The sequence below is a fragment of the Microcystis sp. BLCC-F210 genome (assembly GCF_042134685.1).
Taxonomy (GTDB): Bacteria; Cyanobacteriota; Cyanobacteriia; order Cyanobacteriales; family Microcystaceae; genus Microcystis; species Microcystis aeruginosa_D.
Genome location: NZ_CP169647.1, coordinates 2,555,081 through 2,572,398 on the forward strand (window position 1 = coordinate 2,555,081; position 17,318 = coordinate 2,572,398).

Consider the following 17,318-nt stretch of genomic DNA (forward strand, 5'->3'; position numbering starts at 1 on the left):
CTTTTAAAAGGAGAATTGCTGTCTTGCAAGAGTGCCTCATCTCAACAAGTAATTTAAATACTTAACAGCTTATGATAGGTATCTAAGCACAATTAATTACACATCTAAGCCACCACTCCGTCAGACTTCTGATGTGAGGAAACAGTGAACTGAAAACTCAAATCCGATCCCTGATAGCTTTATCCCGTCTCCGTTCGGACCTCGGACGTTCGGTGAGCTCACGGCCGAAGCCTGTACAGATTTTATGCCATTTAATCCTTATTTTTACTTTTTTTGAACCATGAATTAACACTAAATCTGTTGATCAAAAACTGATTATTTATTACCCCTTTTGCCTGTCCTCATATGTAGCCTATATTCAACGTATTTAGTATGACTATCCCCTTAGAAATCCAACAACGTTGCCAACAACTAAAAACAGAACTACAAAGAGCCAGTTATGCTTATTATGTTCTTGATGATCCTTTTATACCCGATAGCGTTTATGATCAACTTTATCGGGAATTAGAAGACCTAGAAAAGCGTTATCCCCAATTAATCACCCCCGATAGTCCTACCCAAAGAGTCGGGGATAAAATCTCTAGTCAATTCGTTTCTGTCCGTCATAATATCCCCCTGTATAGTCTTGAAAATGCCTTTAACCTCGAAGAATTAAATAAATGGGGCAGCCGTTGGCAAAGATATATAAATGAAACCCAAGACGCGGAATATGTGTGTGAATTAAAAATCGATGGTTCCGCATTAGCTTTAACCTACGAAAACGGCTTTTTAGTCAGAGGTGTTACTAGAGGAGATGGAGTCACCGGCGAAGATATTACCCCCAATGTGCGGACAATTCGCTCTATTCCTTTACGCTTAAATATAGACAATCCTCCGGCAATTGTGGAAGTGCGCGGCGAAGCTTTTTTACCCCTCGACACCTTCGATAAAATCAATCAAGAAAGAGAAGAAAAAGGGGAATCTCTCTTTGCTAATCCCCGCAATGCAGCAGCAGGAACCCTACGACAATTAGACCCGAAAATAGTTGATAAAAGACGCTTACAATTTTTTGCCTATACCCTGCATTTAGACGATAACCATATCACCACTCAATGGCAATCCTTAGATAGATTAGAAACCATGGGATTTCTGGTTAATCCCCACCGTCAACTCTGTCCATCCCTGCAAGAAGTGGCGCAATACTATCAAGATTGGCAAGAAAAACGTCATCAATTAGCCTACATGACCGATGGTGTAGTAGTCAAAATCAACGATTTACAGCGACAAAATCGCTTAGGATTCACTCAAAAATTCCCCCGGTGGGCCATCGCTTTAAAATATCCTGCCGAAGAAGTCCCCACGGTAGTTAAAGATATTATCGTCAATGTGGGACGCACCGGCGCAGTTACACCCATGGCAGTGATGGAACCGGTACAGGTAGCAGGAACCACCGTACAAAGGGCTACTTTACATAATAGCGATCGAGTGGCCGAATTAGATATCCGCATCGGTGATACGGTAATTATCCGCAAAGCGGGGGAAATTATTCCAGAAGTGGTGAGAATACTGCCAGAATTGCGTCCTAGCCAGACTTTACCCTTCCAGATGCCCACTAATTGCCCTGAATGTCAATCTCCCCTAGTTAGTCCGGTGGGGGAAGCGGTGACGCGCTGTGTTAATAGTTCCTGTCCGGCGATTTTGCGGGGAAGTATAGTACATTGGGCCAGTCGCGATGCTCTCGATATTCGGGGATTAGGGGAAAAAGTGGTGATTTTGCTGATTGAACAGGGATTAGTTACCGCCATTTCTGACCTCTACAGCCTCGAAAAAACGGAAATTGCTAAATTAGACCGAATGGGCGATAAATCCGCCTTAAATTTGATTACAGCTATGGCTCAGAGCAAAAATCAAAGCTGGTCGAGGGTACTTTATGGGCTAGGAATTCGCTATGTGGGCAGCGTTAACGCCAAAATTCTCGCCGAAAGTTTTCGGACTGTGGAGGAGTTAGCTAACGCCAGCGTGACTGATTTAGCTTCTGTCTATGGCATCGGTGAAGAAATCGCTCAATCTGTCTATGATTGGTTTAAAATCGCCGCTAATCGGGATTTAGTCGCTAAATTACAGGCAGCTGGTTTACAATTTGCCGCAGCAGCAAAAACCACCACCACTAAAGCGACTTTAGCAGGGAAAACCTTTGTGATTACTGGCACTTTACCAACTCTCAAACGGGAGGAAGCGAAAGAATTAATCGAAAAAGCCGGGGGAAAAGTGACAGGTTCTGTGAGCAAAAAAACCGATTATTTAGTGCTAGGAGAGGCGGCGGGTTCTAAGCTAGAAAAAGCCCTAGAATTGGGCATTACTCAGCTAACCGAAGCACAATTACTCGAATTAATCGGGGATTAAATACAATTATTTGACGTTAAAAAGACTTGTTCTGAGAAAATATTACAGAAGCAAAGTTAAATAATTTTACACACCATTTAGAGGCAAATGTAATTGTTTATATTCTATAGAGGAGTTAATCTTATGAGAGCTTTTATCCCGTGGTATAGTTAATGTATTATATCTTCTTTCTAGCAATCGAGTAAAAGTAAGCCAAGAAATCACCCTAGAACGATAATCTCTAAGGGTTTTATTTGTGGGTCGTTTACCAGAAGTAGAAGTACAGATACTAGCAATAATTTCTTGTACTCGCCAAGGGGTTATTGACTTATGAATTTCTAATTCTTTATAGATTTTTTTTTATAAGAATATGTTTTTTGAGGGCGAATGATAAATATTGAGAAATATCATCTTCTCCTTTACCTATAAGCTCTCTTGCCGCTAAGATTTTTTTCTGATGATTGATGAATATCATGTCAAAATTTTCCAAATCCCAAATAATATTATTAATTGTTGTGTCGCTTCGTTCTAATTTTTGCTTAAGTTCTTTTTTGGTTATACCTTTGTAGCCACTTGTTTGAATTATTTTTAATGCTTCGATTACTGTAGTAATTGAATTTCGTACCATATAAGTTGATAAGGAAGGTTTATCTACTAGAAATTCTAAACTTAGAGATAAAGTTAGCTGTTCGTATTTGGGTTTGTAATTATTATGTTCTTGTTTTAGTAAAAGGTTGAATTCATAACGAGTAATAAAGTTTTCTACCGACCAAAGAGATAAATTTTGTTTAGTAAAGACATATTTTTGGGGAGATTGAGTAATAATTGCATCAACTGGTATGGCCAAACCACATTCTACTTCGATGGCTGATTCAATATCTGAATCGTATTGACGCGCATTCTGAAAAATAGTAGCTGAACCTTCACAGATATGAAATCTAGACTCCAGAAGATTAATCAATTTATCAGCATCTTTTGATGAATTCATACTGGTCAGGGTATAAACCTTTTCAACGCACGGCCTAGTTATATAAAAAATTATTTCTTGAGATTGATGGGGACTTTTAATAACCTCCCAAAGCTTCCTACCCGACTCACATGATTTATTAACTGTACGATTAAGCAATATTTCTGTGATTAAATATTGGTCAATTAAAACTTTCATTAGTTACACTCCTCTCTACTGATATATTCGGAGTTAACTTTTTTCTCTATTACTTCAACAGGATTTTCAGTACCCATAAGTTTAAATAAATCATCTATTTCTGGGATATTTGGATGAGTAAAACTATCCAAATCTACGGAAGTATTATCGATTAACTGAGCAACAGCATCAAGATAATCATTAAGTTCCATTTTGTGAGCTTGAGCAAATAAATTAAGGGTTTCTACCTTTGTTCCTTCTCCCTGTTCAATGCGTCTCACTTGACGCTCGGATACTCCTATAATATCTGATTGTCGCAGTTGATGCTGTTTGCGTAAAGAGGCAATCGCTTGACCAAAAATCTGATCATGTTTTAATTTAATCGCTGCAAATTTTTGTTTTGCTGCTGGTTCAATCACACTCAAAAAAGCCGCTATATCAAGATGAATGTCCACCACTGGCCAATGAATATAACTACCATCTTCTGCTATAATAAAATTCTCTCTTTCTTCTAGAGGAATACGCTGTAAAGCTGGCATAGATGCAAAGGGAATTTCTAGCTCATCGAAATCACAGCGACTGATTAATAAACTTTCCTCAATGACTAAAGCTGTGGCGATTAAATGCTCTTGCGCTCCCCAAATCCAAGCATTAATCACCCTTGTCGGTAAAGTAAAATCTCGATAAACGAGGGTATTTCGCAGGGTGCGTAAATTGGCCCGTTTAAATAGTTGCGGCAACCAGATAGCATCAATGTTTTCTCGGATAAAAAGACCTCGCAGATGATGTTTATCATTAGCGGTTCTGACAATATCTGACACTGCTTTTAAACCAGTCAAAGAAGTACAAATAAAGATGTTTTTTAAAAAATCAATATTCTTTAAATCTGGTAAAGAAATAATCTGCACAGATTGAGACTCTGGTAATAAATTATAACTTTCTTTATCCTCAATTATAACAGTAATTTCTGGCTTGTTTAACATGATTAATTCCCCTGCGTACAGACTTTTGCCTCCCATTCAATTAGGAGCGCAGAACGATTGGCTAAAACGTGGTCGAGTATTTGCTTTTTTTCCTTACTAGATATTTTGGCATTGGCGGGCCATTTTACCTCAAACTTTAGACCATTTTCTTGATTACAAAGTAAGAAAAAAACTCTAATTTCCCATTGGCCCGGTTTACGAACATGAAAATGAGGTGGCAAATGATCGTGAGAATTGAAAAACAGATCTAAGCCATCTAAATTAAAGGATTCCACCTTACCCAAATGTTCACCTCGCCTACCTCAACTTTGGTCACTTAATGCTATTATAAACTTAACCAGACATTTTGTCCTTAAATTCTGAAATATAATGTCTGCTTAACCTAGAACGATCAAAGCGTTAGATTAGAAAGAGTCCTTTATTTTAGAGATACTTAAACCTGATGGTCTGGCCTTTTAAACCGAAAACCCGCAAACAAATCGCTCGAATAGAGATTACAGGTGCAATTGCCTCCGATACCCGCAAAAGAGTCTTAAAATCCCTAGAAATCGTCAAAGAAAGGCAATATCCCGCCCTACTTCTCCGCATTGACTCCCCCGGGGGAACCGTGGGGGATTCCCAAGAAATTTATGAAGCATTGAAGCGCTTACAAAAAACCACGAAGATAATCGCTAGTTTTGGCAATATTTCCGCCTCTGGCGGGGTTTATATTGGTATGGGGGCTAATTATATTATGGCTAACCCCGGCACGATTACCGGCTCGATTGGTGTTATCCTGAGGGGGAACAATCTAGAAAGATTGTTGGATAAAGTAGGAGTTTCGTTTAAAGTGATTAAATCGGGCCCCTATAAAGATATTCTCTCCTTCGATCGAGAATTAACTGATGAAGAAGAAAGAATTCTCCAGGATATGATTGATACCAGTTACCAGCAATTTCTGCAAACCGTCGCCGGAGCGAGAAATTTAGATGTCAATCAGGTGAAAAGTTTTGCCGATGGGCGCATTTTTACCGGTCAACAGGCGTTAGAATTAGGAGTGGTCGATCGCTTGGGAACCGAAGAAGATGCTCGACTTTGGGCACTAGAATTGGCAGGATTACCCCCAGATAAAACTAAATGTCAGACTATCGAAGAACCGAAACCCCTGCTCAGTCGTCTGACGGGCAATCGTTCCCAAATACCCCCAGGATTAGAAAAAACCCTACAGCGTCTAGAATTTGAATTGGAAGTTAACGGACAACTGTTGTGGTTATACCGACCCTGATGGTTAGATTAAAATCGAGAAAAAGGGCGCGTTAACCCCTAAAATTGACTCATCAGGATTAGCGGAGGATGACCATCGTGCAGTGGAAGGTTCGAGCCATTCGGGGAGCGACTACAGTAACGGTTAATACTATTGAAGCTATACGAGAAGCAGTGACAGAACTCCTCGAAGCGATCGAAATCCACAATAGTCTCGATCCCGATGATATTGTTAGTGTTATTTTTACTGCAACTCAGGATTTAGACGCGATTTTCCCCGCTGCTATCGCTCGTGAACGTTCCCACTGGCAAAATGTCCCGCTCCTCGATGTGCAACAGATGCACGTCGTTGGTAGTCTAGAAAAATGTATTCGGGTAATTCTCCACGTTAATACTCCCAAACTGCAAGGCGAAATTCAGCACGTCTATCTGCAAGGGGCGAAAAATCTTCGCCCTGATTGGCAGATTTCTCCAGTAACCATTAATCGCTAAAATCTTGGATTACCTACCTATTTAGAGATTTTTTGCAACTTCAGGGCTATTTTTCCTATTGTTGAACTCCCAAACCCTAATAAGGGCTTGCTGAATAAATGTGAAATATAGACTAGGTAAGGGTTTTAGGGTTCTGTTTTGCCCTCACAGGTGCAAGATTTTGAGAGAATCGTCGTTCAAAACCTTGCGTCTTCATCAGTCCGCGTCCTGTAGGGGCGAAGCATTCGGATAGAAAATCTACGGTTTCACCGATAGGTTATTACCCGAATGCTTCGCCCGTACTTTTTCAGCAGACCCTAATTAAGCTGGAAGTCTCTTGAAACTTAACAATATTAACAGACAAGGACGGGAAAATAATTGCTAGATTGATTTAGGTACAGTCAAATGTAACCGCGAGAACAAGCGAAAAAAAGGCGGTTTTGCCAGGTCAAACCTTCAAAATGCCCTAGCTTAATTTCTCGATTCTGACGATTAAATAAATATTAAAACAGCCGATGAATCTAACGAACTTTCCTTGGTTAACTGCCATCATCCTTTTTCCCATCGTCGCTGCTTTATTGGTTCCCATAATTCCCGATAAAGACGGTAAAACCGTGAGATGGTTTGCTCTAACGGTGGGATTAATCGATTTTGCCCTAATTATCTACGCTTTCTATACCAGTTACGATTTCGCTAATCCCAATCTGCAATTAGTGGAAAGTTACCAATGGTTGCCCGAAATTGACCTAAGATGGTCCCTAGGAGCCGATGGCCTCTCCATGCCTCTGATCATCTTAACGGGATTTATTACCACTCTGGCCATCTTAGCGGCTTGGCCGGTGACTTTTAAACCGAAACTATTCTACTTCCTGATGCTGTTGATGTACGGGGGACAGATTGCGGTGTTTGCCGTACAGGATCTGTTACTGTTCTTCCTCGTCTGGGAATTAGAATTAGTCCCCGTCTATCTGATCCTCTCTATTTGGGGCGGTAAACGCCGTCTCTACGCAGCCACCAAATTTATCCTTTACACCGCCGGAGGCTCCCTCTTCATCCTTGTAGCGGCGCTGACGATGGCTTTTTATGGCGATACCGTCTCCTTTGACATGGTGACTATCGCTGGTAAAGACTTCCCCCTGAAACTGCAATTATTCCTCTACGCTGGTTTTCTGATTGCCTACGGGGTAAAACTGCCGATTTTCCCCCTTCATACTTGGCTGCCGGATGCCCACGGCGAAGCCACTGCCCCTGCCCATATGTTACTAGCGGGAATTTTGCTTAAAATGGGTGGTTATGCGCTCCTACGCATGAATATGGGGATGTTACCCGATGCTCACGCCGTTTTCGCTCCCGTTTTGGTGATTTTAGGGGTAGTTAATATTATCTACGCCGCCTTAACCTCTTTTGCCCAACGCAATCTTAAGCGCAAAATTGCCTATTCTTCCATCTCTCACATGGGATTTGTCCTGATTGGTATGGCTTCCTTTACCGATATTGGCACAAGTGGGGCGATGTTACAGATGATTTCCCACGGACTGATTGGGGCGAGTTTATTCTTTATGGTCGGTTGTACCTACGATCGCACCCATACCCTGATGTTAGACGAGATGGGCGGTGTCGGCAAGAAAATGAAGAAAGTTTTTGCCATGTGGACTACCTGTTCCCTCGCTTCCCTAGCTTTGCCCGGGATGAGCGGTTTTGTGGCGGAATTAATGGTATTTATCGGTTTTGCCACCAGTGATGCCTATAGTCCCACTTTCCGCGTCATTATCGTCTTCTTAGCGGCTATCGGTGTCATTCTTACCCCGATTTATCTCTTGTCCATGTTGCGGGAAATTCTCTACGGGCCGGAAAATAAGGAATTAGAAGAACACCACGCTCTAGTAGATGCGGAACCCCGGGAAGTCTTTATCATCGCTTCTCTATTAGTGCCAATTATCGGTATTGGACTCTATCCCAAAGTAGCCACGACAATTTACGATGCTACTACCAATAAATTAACCGCTCTAGCGCGTAATTCTGTTCCCAGTTTAGTGCAACAGGCAAAGGCAAAAACCCCTAGCTTCTCCCTTTATTCCCTAAAAGCTCCCGAAATCTAAGGAGTTATCAGTTATCAGTTATCAGTTACCAGTTATCAGATTTGAGTTTTAAGTGAGCAGTATTAAATCCCACTTTCCGCACTTCTTAACATTCAATTGATAATTTTTACCAATATTAAATCCGGTTATTAAAGAATGATTATTTATTCTCCCTTTTGCCTATTGCATGAGTAGAAAACGGGTTTCTCGGAGAAACCCGTTTTCTGTGCGTTACTCAACGGATTTAGTATTATTATACTTTTAATTGATTATGTGATTAATTTAATGCGATCGCTACCTAGTACAGCCTAGAGAATTATGAGAATTAGTCCCCACTGGAGCAATCGTACCCAAATCCGTAGTTCGGCAAGAGAAACATTAAAATTCTTTCCCTAACTTCTGCTCTTTCTTCTTCTTTAAGAGCTTTTTGTCAGTTTTTCTTTTCTTCTAAATCTAGGAAATATTTGGCTGGCATAAGTAGAATTTTTCTCAAGTTACTATTCCTATTTTAGGTGGTTTAAGTGCGTTTTAGCTGATCTATTTTTTGTTCTAATTGCGATCGGAAAGCGGCGATCTCCACTATCCAATGACGGGCATTCCGTTCTTTTTCCGATTCCCCATAGGATAGTTTGAGCAAGTGTTCGATTAAAACGGTTAATAAACTCGTTATTGCCTGTCTCTCGCTTTTTCCCATGCACTCCACCTCTTCGATCAGGTTTTCCCAGTCCACCAGGTCAAACTCTTTTCGCTTTAACAGTTCGGCGGTTTTTTCTGTCCAAAGAACAAAATCTTCTTCGTAGAGAGCGGTCATCATAGATTTCTCATCCCGACCGGAAGCGCGGGGTAATGGCTCGATTATAACGCTCGATCGCTATCCTTGATCGGCTTCTAGTCTGGGGAATTTTTGCCAAGTTAGAGATTTTTCTTCTAGCACAAGTTTTTTTTTGTCAAGAAAACTTTTTCTTTTTAACAAAAGTACACAAACATTTTGAGCAACCTTATTGACGATGTTATTTTGGGACTAGAGGGGAAAGATAACCTCACTGCTAGAATTTAATTTTCAGACAAGTAAGCAGCAGCAGAAATTAGGCTCTCCCAGGTTTGGTGGGTAAAATATATTCTAAGATACATTACTCCTAGCGAGGGGGTGGAGCGAACTACGAAGACACAAAGGACACAAAGATCGATCATATTGTAAGTTAAACTTATCAGACAGAACCTAGAAGAGCCGAAATTATGACCTTTACACCAGCTATTGATCCAGATATTGAATACCCCGATAGTGACGGTAAACCCATGGCCGATAATACCGAACAATACGAATGGATCGTGAAAATCAAAGAAAATCTTGAGATTCTTTTTGCTAATTCTCCTCAGGTTTTTATTGCGGGGGATCTGCTCTGGTATCCTGTCCAAGATAAGAAAATTACTGGACCGGTTGCTCCCGATGTTATGGTAGTATTTGGCCGTCCGAAAGGAAGAAGGGGTTCCTATAAACAATGGCAAGAAGATAATATCGCTCCTCAAGTGGTTTTTGAAATTCTCTCCCCTTCTAATAGCTTAGAAGAAATGGAGCGAAAACTACTGTTTTATCAACGTTATGGAGTGGAAGAATACTATCTCTATGATCCCGATTCTCATAATTTTCAAGGATGGTTGAGACAGGAAGGACTATTAAGTTCTATACCTGAGATTAAGGGATGGGTTAGTTCTCGGTTAAATATCCGATTTGATTTGAGAGAAGATGGGTTAGAAATTTATAGTTTAGATGGTCAGAAATTTTTAACTTCTCTTGAGTTATCTCAAAGGTTAGAACAAGAGCGTCTTAAAGCTGAACAAGCAAGTTTACAATTGGAACAAGAGCGTCTTAAAGCTGAACAAGCAAGTTTACAATTGGAACAAGAGCGTCTTAAAGCTGAACGTTTAGCCGAATATATCCGTTCTCTGGGAATTGATCCCGATACTTTATAATGACATAATTGATCGGTTGTGACGAATACTAATTAACTGGTAAACTGCCGAAATTATCGTCATTGAACCCAGTCTAGGGCTATACTCAACTATGTAATCACTAAAAAAGCAAATCTATGAAAGCTTGGGCCAAATCTCTAGAAAAACCAGCAGTGGAATTTTCTGAAACCCAATTAACCTTATTATCGGGGAAAATTCCCGATGGATTGCGGGGTAGTCTCTATCGCAATGGTCCGGGAAGATTAGAAAGAGGTAAGCAAAAAGTTGGTCATTGGTTTGACGGAGATGGGGCAGTTTTAGCTGTACATTTTCATGATAATGGAGCCAGTGCCACTTATCGTTATGTTCAGACTGCCGGTTATCAGCAAGAAAGCGCCGCTAATCAATATTTATTTCCTAATTATGGCATGAATGCCCCCGGCTTCTTTTGGAATAATTGGGGAAAAGAGGTAAAAAATGCCGCTAACACCTCGGTGTTAGCTCTACCCGATAAATTATTAGCTCTCTGGGAAGGGGGTTTTCCCCATAAATTAGATTTACAATCTTTAGAAACCCTAGGTTTAGATAATTTATCTAGCTTACAAGCAAAGGAAACTTTTTCCGCTCATCCTAAGCTAGATTTGTCCAGAGGAGAGATTTTAAATTTTGGGGTGACAATCGGTGCTAAAGTTAGTTTAAATCTCTATAAGTCTGACTCCACTGGTGAAATTATCCAGAAAAATACTTTTGAGTTAGATAGATTATCTCTGCTGCATGACTTTGTTTTAGCAGGACAGTATCTCGTCTTTTTTGTTCCACCGATAAAAGCGGATAAATTATCGATACTGTTGGGATTTAAAACTTTTAGTGATGCCATGCAGTGGCAGCCAGAATTAGGAACAAGAATACTAATTTTTGATCGAGATTCTCTACAGTTAGTCAGTGAAAGTGTTACAGATTCATGGTTTCAATGGCACTTCGCTAATGGTTGTGTGAATGAGCAAGGCAATCTTAAAATTGTTTTTGTCCGTTATGATGACTTTAAAACTAATCAATTTTTAAAAGAAGTTCCCACGGGTAAAACCGAAACCTTAGCCATCGGAAAATTGGCAAGTATCACTATTAATCCCCTATCAGCAAAAGTGATTAATCAGGAAATTCTCTCGGATTTAAGCTGTGATTTTCCCGTGGTTTCCCCGCAACTGGTGGGACAAAAATGGCAGAATACTTTTTTAGCTGTCCATCGTCCTGATAGCGATATTAGTGGGGAAATTATCGGACTTCCCGCTTGTTATAATCACTCCACAGGTAAGTTAACTATTGCTTATCTGGAAAATAACTGTTATGGAAGTGAACCGATTTTTGTCTGCGATGGTTTATCTCCAGAAACAGGATGGTTAATCGTCGTGGTTTACGACGGCAATAATCACAGCAGCCAAGTGAGAATCTATGACAGTCAGCAGTTAGAAAAAGAACCCCTTTGCTGTCTGCAATTACCCAGTGTTATCCCTCCGGGGTTTCACGGAACTTGGCAGGAAAAATCAGAAAAAGGTGCTATTTAGAAAACGGGTTTCTTCGAGAAACTATTTAGAAACCTGGTGTCTTTGAGAACCTATTTAGAAACAAGGTTTCTTTGAGAAACCCGGTTTCTTGTTCCTTTGAGAAACCCGTTTTCTTGTAATAAATGTTAATTTTTGTGATAGCACCCTTGAAAAATTGGGGATTGTTGGGCTAAAACTGTTAGCAATAAACTTTTGCAGTTAATGTCATGACTTCTACCCTGTTGCCGAGCCTTCCTGCTGTTTACGATATTTTGTTCGATTTCGCTCAATCTGATGGTTTTTGGGCGAATTTAGAAACTGCTTTTGGCACAAGTTATGATGTGGTTAAGGCGACGCAATTACGACAGCAGTGGCAAAGTCGAGATTTTAGTCAAATTCCCCCTATTACAGTTCAAAACCTTGGCAATTCAGGGATTTTCGGCGCTTATGCCAGCAGTATTATAGCAATTCTTGGAGCTATGAGGTACAATGGAAAGCAAATAGACAAATAATAGAACTTACCAGCTTCCTATGAGACCCTATTCCGTAGATTTTCGCCAAAAAATTATCGATGTCTGGAAGAAAGAAAAAATTTCCATTCGAGGACTAGCTCAGAGATTTGACGTGGCCAAAAGCTTTATTCAGAAGTTATTGAAGCAACATAAAGAAACAGGAGATATCCGTCCTCGTCCGCAAGGGGGAAGTCCGCCAACCAAGTTAAATAGTGAACAATTGATAATTTTAATAGAAATCATCGAAGCTAACAATGATGCAACTCTCGAAGAATTATCGGACTTACTGTATGAAAAGACACAGGTGAAAGTCAGTAGAGCCACCTTGGGACGGCTGACGCAAAAACTCAATTATAGTTTCAAAAAAAAACACTACACGCGGCGGAAAAAGAAAGTGACAGGGTACAGCAAAAAAGAGTGGAATACTGGTCATAAGTTCGGGAAATTGAGGCATCAAAACTAATTTTTATCAATGAATAGGGGGTAAATTTAGCCCTTTTGAGACTCTATGCTAGAGCCTTAATTGGCCAAAGAGCTAGGGGAAGAAAACCACAAAAAAGAGGGAGAAATATTTCAATAATTAGTGCTATAAGCTTAGAAAAAGTTGTCGCATCAGTCAACATATACGGTGCAGTGGATGCGGTAACATTTGAAGGATTTATTCTGAAGGAAGTGCTGCCAAAAATTAAAGAAGGAGACTGTCTGATCATGGATAACGCCAAGATTCATCTCGGAGAAATGGTCAGAGAAATAATCGAACAAGAAAAAGCTAGACTCATCTATTTACCTCCTTATTCTCCCGAATTCTCTCCTATTGAAAACTTTTGGTCAAAAGTCAAAGCGATGTTAAGAAAACTAAAGGCGAGAACTTACAAAGACTTAATAGAAGGGATTGAATTGGCTATGTTAGAAGTTACTCAAAAAGATATTCGCAATTGGTTTACTCACTGTTGCTACTGTACCTCATAAGCAGCAATTCTCATTTTGAAATAAATAGAGCATTAACCCCGATTTTGGCAGGGAAAATATAGTACGAAGCAACTATTTTCTAGAAGAGGCGAACAATAAAAAAAACAATTGGCTAGACAAATTAAGTATAAATACTCAAGCAATCAAAGAGGTTGGCTGAGAACGAACGGGGTTAAATCAGGAAGATAGTTCTGTTTTTAGAATAGGGAATTCAAGGGAAATAAAAATTTATAATTATTGTCAGCTAAGGTAAAATGGGTGAGATAGAAATCCACCAGCACGTCAAATTATTCCAAGATGGCTCAAAAAGCGGCAACCCTAGAAATTTCGGAATTAATGCAATTTTTCCATCAAGAATTAGATGATTTACCCGATGAGAGGAAACCTGGAAATAATAGAAAATATGAGATAAAAGATGCCGTGATGGCTGCATTTTCAGTCTTTTTTACTCAGTCGCCGTCTTTTTTAGACCATCAACGTTTAATGAAAAGCAATAAGGGAAAAGATAATGCTGAAAGTTTATTTTCAATTAAAAAAATTCCTGGGGATAATCAAATAAGAAATTTGCTAGATCCAGTGCCAGCATCTAATATCTCTAGGACTTTTCAAAAAGTCTATGAATGGTTAAAAGAAAAGGGAGTTTTGAAAAAGTTTCTCTACTTAGATGGAGAAATATTAGTGGCGTTAGATGGCACAGAATATTTCTCATCCAAGAAAATTAATTGCCCTCATTGTAACTGTCGTAATCATCGAAATGGAACTACAACTTATTTTCATGGCTGTGTCACACCGATAGTAGTTTCTCCTAAGCAAAAACAAGTAATTAATTTAGAGCCAGAATTCATTAAAAAACAAGATGGACATCAAAAACAAGACTGTGAAAATGCGGCCGTTAAAAGATGGTTAAATAGGAATCATAAAAATAAGTATGGTTATCCTGTAACTCTTTTAGGAGACGACTTATATTCTCACGAACCTGTTTGTGAATTAGCGATAAAACAAGGTTATAATTTTATTTTTGTTTGTTTGGAAACGTCGCATAAAACTTTATATGAATGGCTAGAATTTTTAGAAAAAAGTGGCGAAGTTAGGACCGTTGAAAAGAAACAATGGGATGGACGAAAAAATCTAATTTATCGTTATCGTTATGCTTCTAGAGTTCCCTTAAGAGAGGGGGACTCAAGTCTCGAAGTTAATTGGTGTGAAGTGACTGTTATCAATGAAAAAACCCAGAAAACTATCTACCAAAATAATTGGATAACTAATCATAAAATCACGGAAAATAATGTCGAAGAAATTGTCAAAGCTGGACGTAGCAGATGGAAAGTTGAAAATGAAGGCAATAACGTTCTTAAAAATCACGGTTATAATTTAGAGCATAACTTTGGTCACGGTCAGAATCATTTGTGCGAGTTCTTATTGTCTTTAAATTTACTAGCTTTTTTATTTCATACCGTGTTGGATTTAGTTAATTACACCTATCAAAAGATTCGTGAGCTATTAGTAACTAGGACTTCTTTCTTTAATGATATTCGTACCCTATTAAAATTTATTTGGTTTAAGAATTGGTCGGAATTTTTCTCAATTATTCTAACCGAATATGTCCCATTTAAAAAAGTAAATTCTAGTTAAAAATGTCAGAACTCTTGAAGGAAAAAAAGAAAGTTGTTTATAAAAAAAAACTAAAAATTTTGTTAGAATTTCATCCAGATTTATGAGTTGAAATCGATTTTTTGTGGACAAAGTTCTTAAAACCTGTCTATCTCCAGCTTTGGATGATAATTATCTGTCAAAAAATAATGCTTCTACACAAGTTCTCTATTTAAATAAGAGAATTTTATCTGATTTTTTTCAAAATGAGAATTGCTGCCTCATAAGTCAGAGAATTGCTATAATAAGATTTATATCTCTCAAACCCTGATTGATTCGGGGGACGCTACCACCCTCAGCGCGGTGTTATTAGAAGAAATTGGGCATTTTATCGACGCGCAAATCAACAGCAGCGATACGCCGGGGGATGAGGGGCAGTTATTTTCGGCGCTGGTGCGGGGGGAAGTGCTGACAGAGGAGCAAATCGCGGCGATACAAGGGGAAAATGACGCGGCGACTATTACCGTTGATGGGCAAGCGATTAATAGATCTCTTGCATAAGTCTAGACAAAATAGGATAAAATAGTCCAAGAGTTAAGATTGAAAGATGAATTACGAACAAGTAAAAACTTTACAGCCAACAGAGTTCAAACGCTTGTGTGGGGGAGCATCCCAATTTTGCAATAAGTATAAATGCTTAGAGACTAAAAACGTTAGCTAAGGCAAAATAAAGAGAAACAATTAAACGGTAGAATCATGAATACAGACCAAAAAGAACAACTAGATCAACATTTAAAAGCCATTGCTCAAATTCTAGTCGATAATACCCCAGAAGAACAACTACGTAGCTTTGAGGGCATTGAAACCGCCCTGCGAGACCATTGGCTGACTACATTGGGTCCTGCCATAGGCAATTTTTTTTTGAATCAGCAACAGGAACCCAAGCAGGGGGTTCTTCTGGTTTCTGTGTGGAAACGGGGTCTATACTGATAGTTTCTTCAGCAAAATAGTCCTAAAAGTCTTTCTAGGTAAATATTTCACGATTCTATAAGCAAAAATTATCACACAAAGTCGAGAAGAGCCAGCAGGGCGAACCAAAAGCGTAAGCAGTATCATAGGGAAAGTCAAGATAAGCGAGAAACAAGCCGATAAACTAGGATTAAGCAAGAATAATCGATTAAGTCCCATGCTGGAGAAATGTTGCTTAGGAGCAGTGGCTAAAGTCTCTTTTGAAGATGCGGAAAAAGCTCTCAAAATGGCGACAGGAATGGCAGTTTCAGGCAGTAGTCAACAGAGGCTTGTACAAAGATATAAATTTGAGGAAGCAGAAGCAAAGAGTCCGGTAGAAGCATTGAGTGTGGATGGGGGAAAAGTCAGAATCAGAACGCCCAAAGGACAACCGAGTCAAGGTCGAGATTACAAAGCAGTAAGTCTGCATGGTCAAGAATGTGCGGGATTTTTTCAGCAAAATGAAGAATTACTGGAATGGGTGAACCGTCAGCCCTTAACAGAGGTAGTCACCTGTTTAGGAGATGGTCATGATGGGGTGTGGAATCTGATGGAGAAAATCGGTGTTAAAAGGAGAGAAATATTGGATTGGTATCATTTAGTAGAGAATATGAATAAAATAGGCGGGTCAAACCAGCGTCTGAATAGAATCAAAGAGAATTTATGGAAAGGAGAGGTGAAAAGAGTTTTAGAGGAATTAGAGGGATGCAAAAAGAAACAGGCTATAAATTTCACCAAATATGTCGATAAACATCGAGAAAGAATACCCAATTACGAACTCTATCAATCACAAGGGATTTGCATCGGTTCTGGAAGTGTAGAGTCAAAGATTAAGCAAATAGGTGCAAGAATGAAAATTGTGGGAGCACAATGGAAAGCAGAGAATGTTCCTCAGTATTTGAAGCTACGTTGTGCTTATCTCAACGGCGATATTGCCTGAGTATTTTTACTCATTGCAAAACTGGGATGCTCCCACCATGTTCTTTCAGCCGATGCTTGCCTTGCTTGGGAATTTAACTCACCAGCAAATTTAAAGTCGTGCGCTAAAACCCGACAATAAGCCGATAGGTCGTATTTATCCGCACCCTTGTTATCCATCCAATACCTTAGGCATTTATTACGGATGAATTGAGCGGTGCGAATAGCATCGTCTATAGCTTGATATTGTTTTGTTTTAGCCTCAACTTTAAATTCTAGAACAAACATTTAAGCTAGGCTTGAAAGTATAAACCTAGTTTAGCACACTTAAGACTAAATTGACAACCTATCATTGAAAAACCGCCCGGTCGTGCGGGGAACCTTAAACCCAAATTTTCGGTAAATATGGGGGATTAAATCACAGGTTTTTTTCTAAGGATGAAGTTGAACCTAATTTGGCATCATAAAAAGAAAACTTTGTACCTCATCATTAAGATAACAGCCTATTGATCGAGAGAAATTGACGGTTTAGGGACAACCTGGCCGAGATA

Annotated in this window: 11 protein-coding genes and 7 pseudogenes; 12 read left to right on the top strand and 6 right to left on the bottom strand. The window is 39.4% G+C overall.

The annotated features are described in order from the left end of the window. Window positions 1–372 precede the first annotated feature (372 nt). Complete coding sequence (ligA, locus tag ACE3JL_RS12310) at window positions 373–2,382, top strand: NAD-dependent DNA ligase LigA (protein ID WP_375327597.1); 2,010 nt, start codon at window positions 373–375, stop codon at window positions 2,380–2,382. Between the two features lie 325 nt (window positions 2,383–2,707). Here the strand turns inward: ligA and ACE3JL_RS12315 are convergent, their stop codons facing one another. Genes ACE3JL_RS12315 through ACE3JL_RS12325 form a run of 3 tightly spaced genes read right to left on the bottom strand, consistent with a single transcriptional unit; the run spans window position 2,708 to window position 4,763 of the window. Then, complete coding sequence (locus tag ACE3JL_RS12315) at window positions 2,708–3,526, bottom strand: hypothetical protein (RefSeq protein ID WP_375327598.1); 819 nt, start codon at window positions 3,524–3,526, stop codon at window positions 2,708–2,710. Beyond that, window positions 3,526–4,488, bottom strand: a complete 963-nt coding sequence (locus tag ACE3JL_RS12320; RefSeq protein ID WP_375327599.1) for a DUF2442 domain-containing protein — start codon at window positions 4,486–4,488, stop codon at window positions 3,526–3,528. The genes ACE3JL_RS12315 and ACE3JL_RS12320 overlap by 1 nt, the downstream gene beginning before the upstream one ends. 2 nt (window positions 4,489–4,490) lie before the next feature. Then, entirely contained in the window at window positions 4,491–4,763 is a 273-nt protein-coding gene (locus ACE3JL_RS12325; RefSeq protein ID WP_271953038.1) for a DUF4160 domain-containing protein, read from the bottom strand. A 167-nt stretch (window positions 4,764–4,930) separates the two neighbouring features. Here ACE3JL_RS12325 and sppA point away from each other — a divergent pair, with 167 nt between their 5' ends. From sppA to ndhD1, 3 genes are all read left to right on the top strand, one after another. Beyond that, window positions 4,931–5,752 carry a signal peptide peptidase SppA gene (gene sppA, locus ACE3JL_RS12330; protein ID WP_271989747.1) on the top strand — a complete coding sequence of 274 codons (822 nt, stop codon included), beginning with the start codon at window positions 4,931–4,933 and terminating at the stop codon, window positions 5,750–5,752. Between the two features lie 68 nt (window positions 5,753–5,820). Further along, window positions 5,821–6,222 carry a chorismate mutase gene (gene aroH / locus ACE3JL_RS12335; protein WP_150975899.1) on the top strand — a complete coding sequence of 134 codons (402 nt, stop codon included), beginning with the start codon at window positions 5,821–5,823 and terminating at the stop codon, window positions 6,220–6,222. A gap of 494 nt (window positions 6,223–6,716) precedes the next feature. Continuing rightward, complete coding sequence (gene ndhD1 / locus ACE3JL_RS12340) at window positions 6,717–8,300, top strand: photosynthetic/respiratory NAD(P)H-quinone oxidoreductase subunit D1 (protein ID WP_159294743.1); 1,584 nt, start codon at window positions 6,717–6,719, stop codon at window positions 8,298–8,300. A gap of 334 nt (window positions 8,301–8,634) precedes the next feature. Here the strand turns inward: ndhD1 and ACE3JL_RS12345 are convergent. Together ACE3JL_RS12345 and ACE3JL_RS12350 are read right to left on the bottom strand one after the other, a co-directional pair. Further along, window positions 8,635–8,754: pseudogene (locus ACE3JL_RS12345) on the bottom strand (IS630 family transposase); the annotation flags it as partial. A 60-nt stretch (window positions 8,755–8,814) separates the two neighbouring features. Next, window positions 8,815–9,093 (bottom strand): annotated as a pseudogene (locus tag ACE3JL_RS12350) (DUF29 domain-containing protein); the annotation flags it as partial. 422 nt (window positions 9,094–9,515) lie between these two features. Between ACE3JL_RS12350 and ACE3JL_RS12355 the strand changes: the two are divergent. From ACE3JL_RS12355 to ACE3JL_RS12390, 8 genes and pseudogenes are all read left to right on the top strand, one after another. Beyond that, on the top strand, window positions 9,516–10,250 hold the full coding sequence (locus ACE3JL_RS12355; protein WP_375327600.1) for a Uma2 family endonuclease: 735 nt from the start codon (window positions 9,516–9,518) through the stop codon (window positions 10,248–10,250). A gap of 116 nt (window positions 10,251–10,366) precedes the next feature. Further along, window positions 10,367–11,791 (top strand): carotenoid oxygenase family protein, encoded by a 1,425-nt coding sequence (locus ACE3JL_RS12360; protein ID WP_271989743.1) that lies wholly within the window; start codon window positions 10,367–10,369, stop codon window positions 11,789–11,791. Window positions 11,792–11,997: 206 nt separating this feature from the next. Continuing rightward, a complete protein-coding gene (locus tag ACE3JL_RS12365; protein ID WP_271989742.1) occupies window positions 11,998–12,282 on the top strand; it encodes a hypothetical protein in 285 nt (94 codons plus the stop codon). Between the two features lie 19 nt (window positions 12,283–12,301). Further along, window positions 12,302–13,251: pseudogene (locus ACE3JL_RS12370) on the top strand (IS630-like element ISMae26 family transposase). Window positions 13,252–13,548: 297 nt separating this feature from the next. Continuing rightward, window positions 13,549–14,797 (top strand): annotated as a pseudogene (locus ACE3JL_RS12375) (ISNCY family transposase). 317 nt (window positions 14,798–15,114) lie between these two features. Beyond that, window positions 15,115–15,402, top strand: a complete 288-nt coding sequence (locus tag ACE3JL_RS12380) for a hypothetical protein (protein WP_375327601.1) — start codon at window positions 15,115–15,117, stop codon at window positions 15,400–15,402. 195 nt (window positions 15,403–15,597) lie between these two features. Beyond that, a pseudogene (locus tag ACE3JL_RS12385) lies at window positions 15,598–15,785 on the top strand (ISKra4 family transposase); the annotation flags it as partial. Window positions 15,786–15,925: 140 nt separating this feature from the next. Next, a pseudogene (locus ACE3JL_RS12390) lies at window positions 15,926–16,789 on the top strand (ISKra4-like element ISMae18 family transposase); the annotation flags it as partial. 35 nt (window positions 16,790–16,824) lie between these two features. Here the strand turns inward: ACE3JL_RS12390 and ACE3JL_RS12395 are convergent. Further along, window positions 16,825–17,055: pseudogene (locus ACE3JL_RS12395) on the bottom strand (RNA-guided endonuclease TnpB family protein); the annotation flags it as partial. Window positions 17,056–17,318: the final 263 nt, after the last annotated feature.

What these genes read in the sequence shown, in the direction of transcription:
- aroH (WP_150975899.1), top strand. Translation starts at nt 5,821, where the DNA reads ATGACCATCGTGCAGTGGAAGGTTCGAGCCATTCGGGGAGCGACTACA.
- ACE3JL_RS12320 (WP_375327599.1), bottom strand. Translation starts at nt 4,488, where the DNA reads ATGTTAAACAAGCCAGAAATTACTGTTATAATTGAGGATAAAGAAAGT.
- ndhD1 (WP_159294743.1), top strand. Translation starts at nt 6,717, where the DNA reads ATGAATCTAACGAACTTTCCTTGGTTAACTGCCATCATCCTTTTTCCC.
- ACE3JL_RS12365 (WP_271989742.1), top strand. Translation starts at nt 11,998, where the DNA reads ATGACTTCTACCCTGTTGCCGAGCCTTCCTGCTGTTTACGATATTTTG.
- ligA (WP_375327597.1), top strand. Translation starts at nt 373, where the DNA reads ATGACTATCCCCTTAGAAATCCAACAACGTTGCCAACAACTAAAAACA.
- ACE3JL_RS12355 (WP_375327600.1), top strand. Translation starts at nt 9,516, where the DNA reads ATGACCTTTACACCAGCTATTGATCCAGATATTGAATACCCCGATAGT.
- ACE3JL_RS12315 (WP_375327598.1), bottom strand. Translation starts at nt 3,526, where the DNA reads ATGAAAGTTTTAATTGACCAATATTTAATCACAGAAATATTGCTTAAT.
- sppA (WP_271989747.1), top strand. Translation starts at nt 4,931, where the DNA reads ATGGTCTGGCCTTTTAAACCGAAAACCCGCAAACAAATCGCTCGAATA.
- ACE3JL_RS12360 (WP_271989743.1), top strand. Translation starts at nt 10,367, where the DNA reads ATGAAAGCTTGGGCCAAATCTCTAGAAAAACCAGCAGTGGAATTTTCT.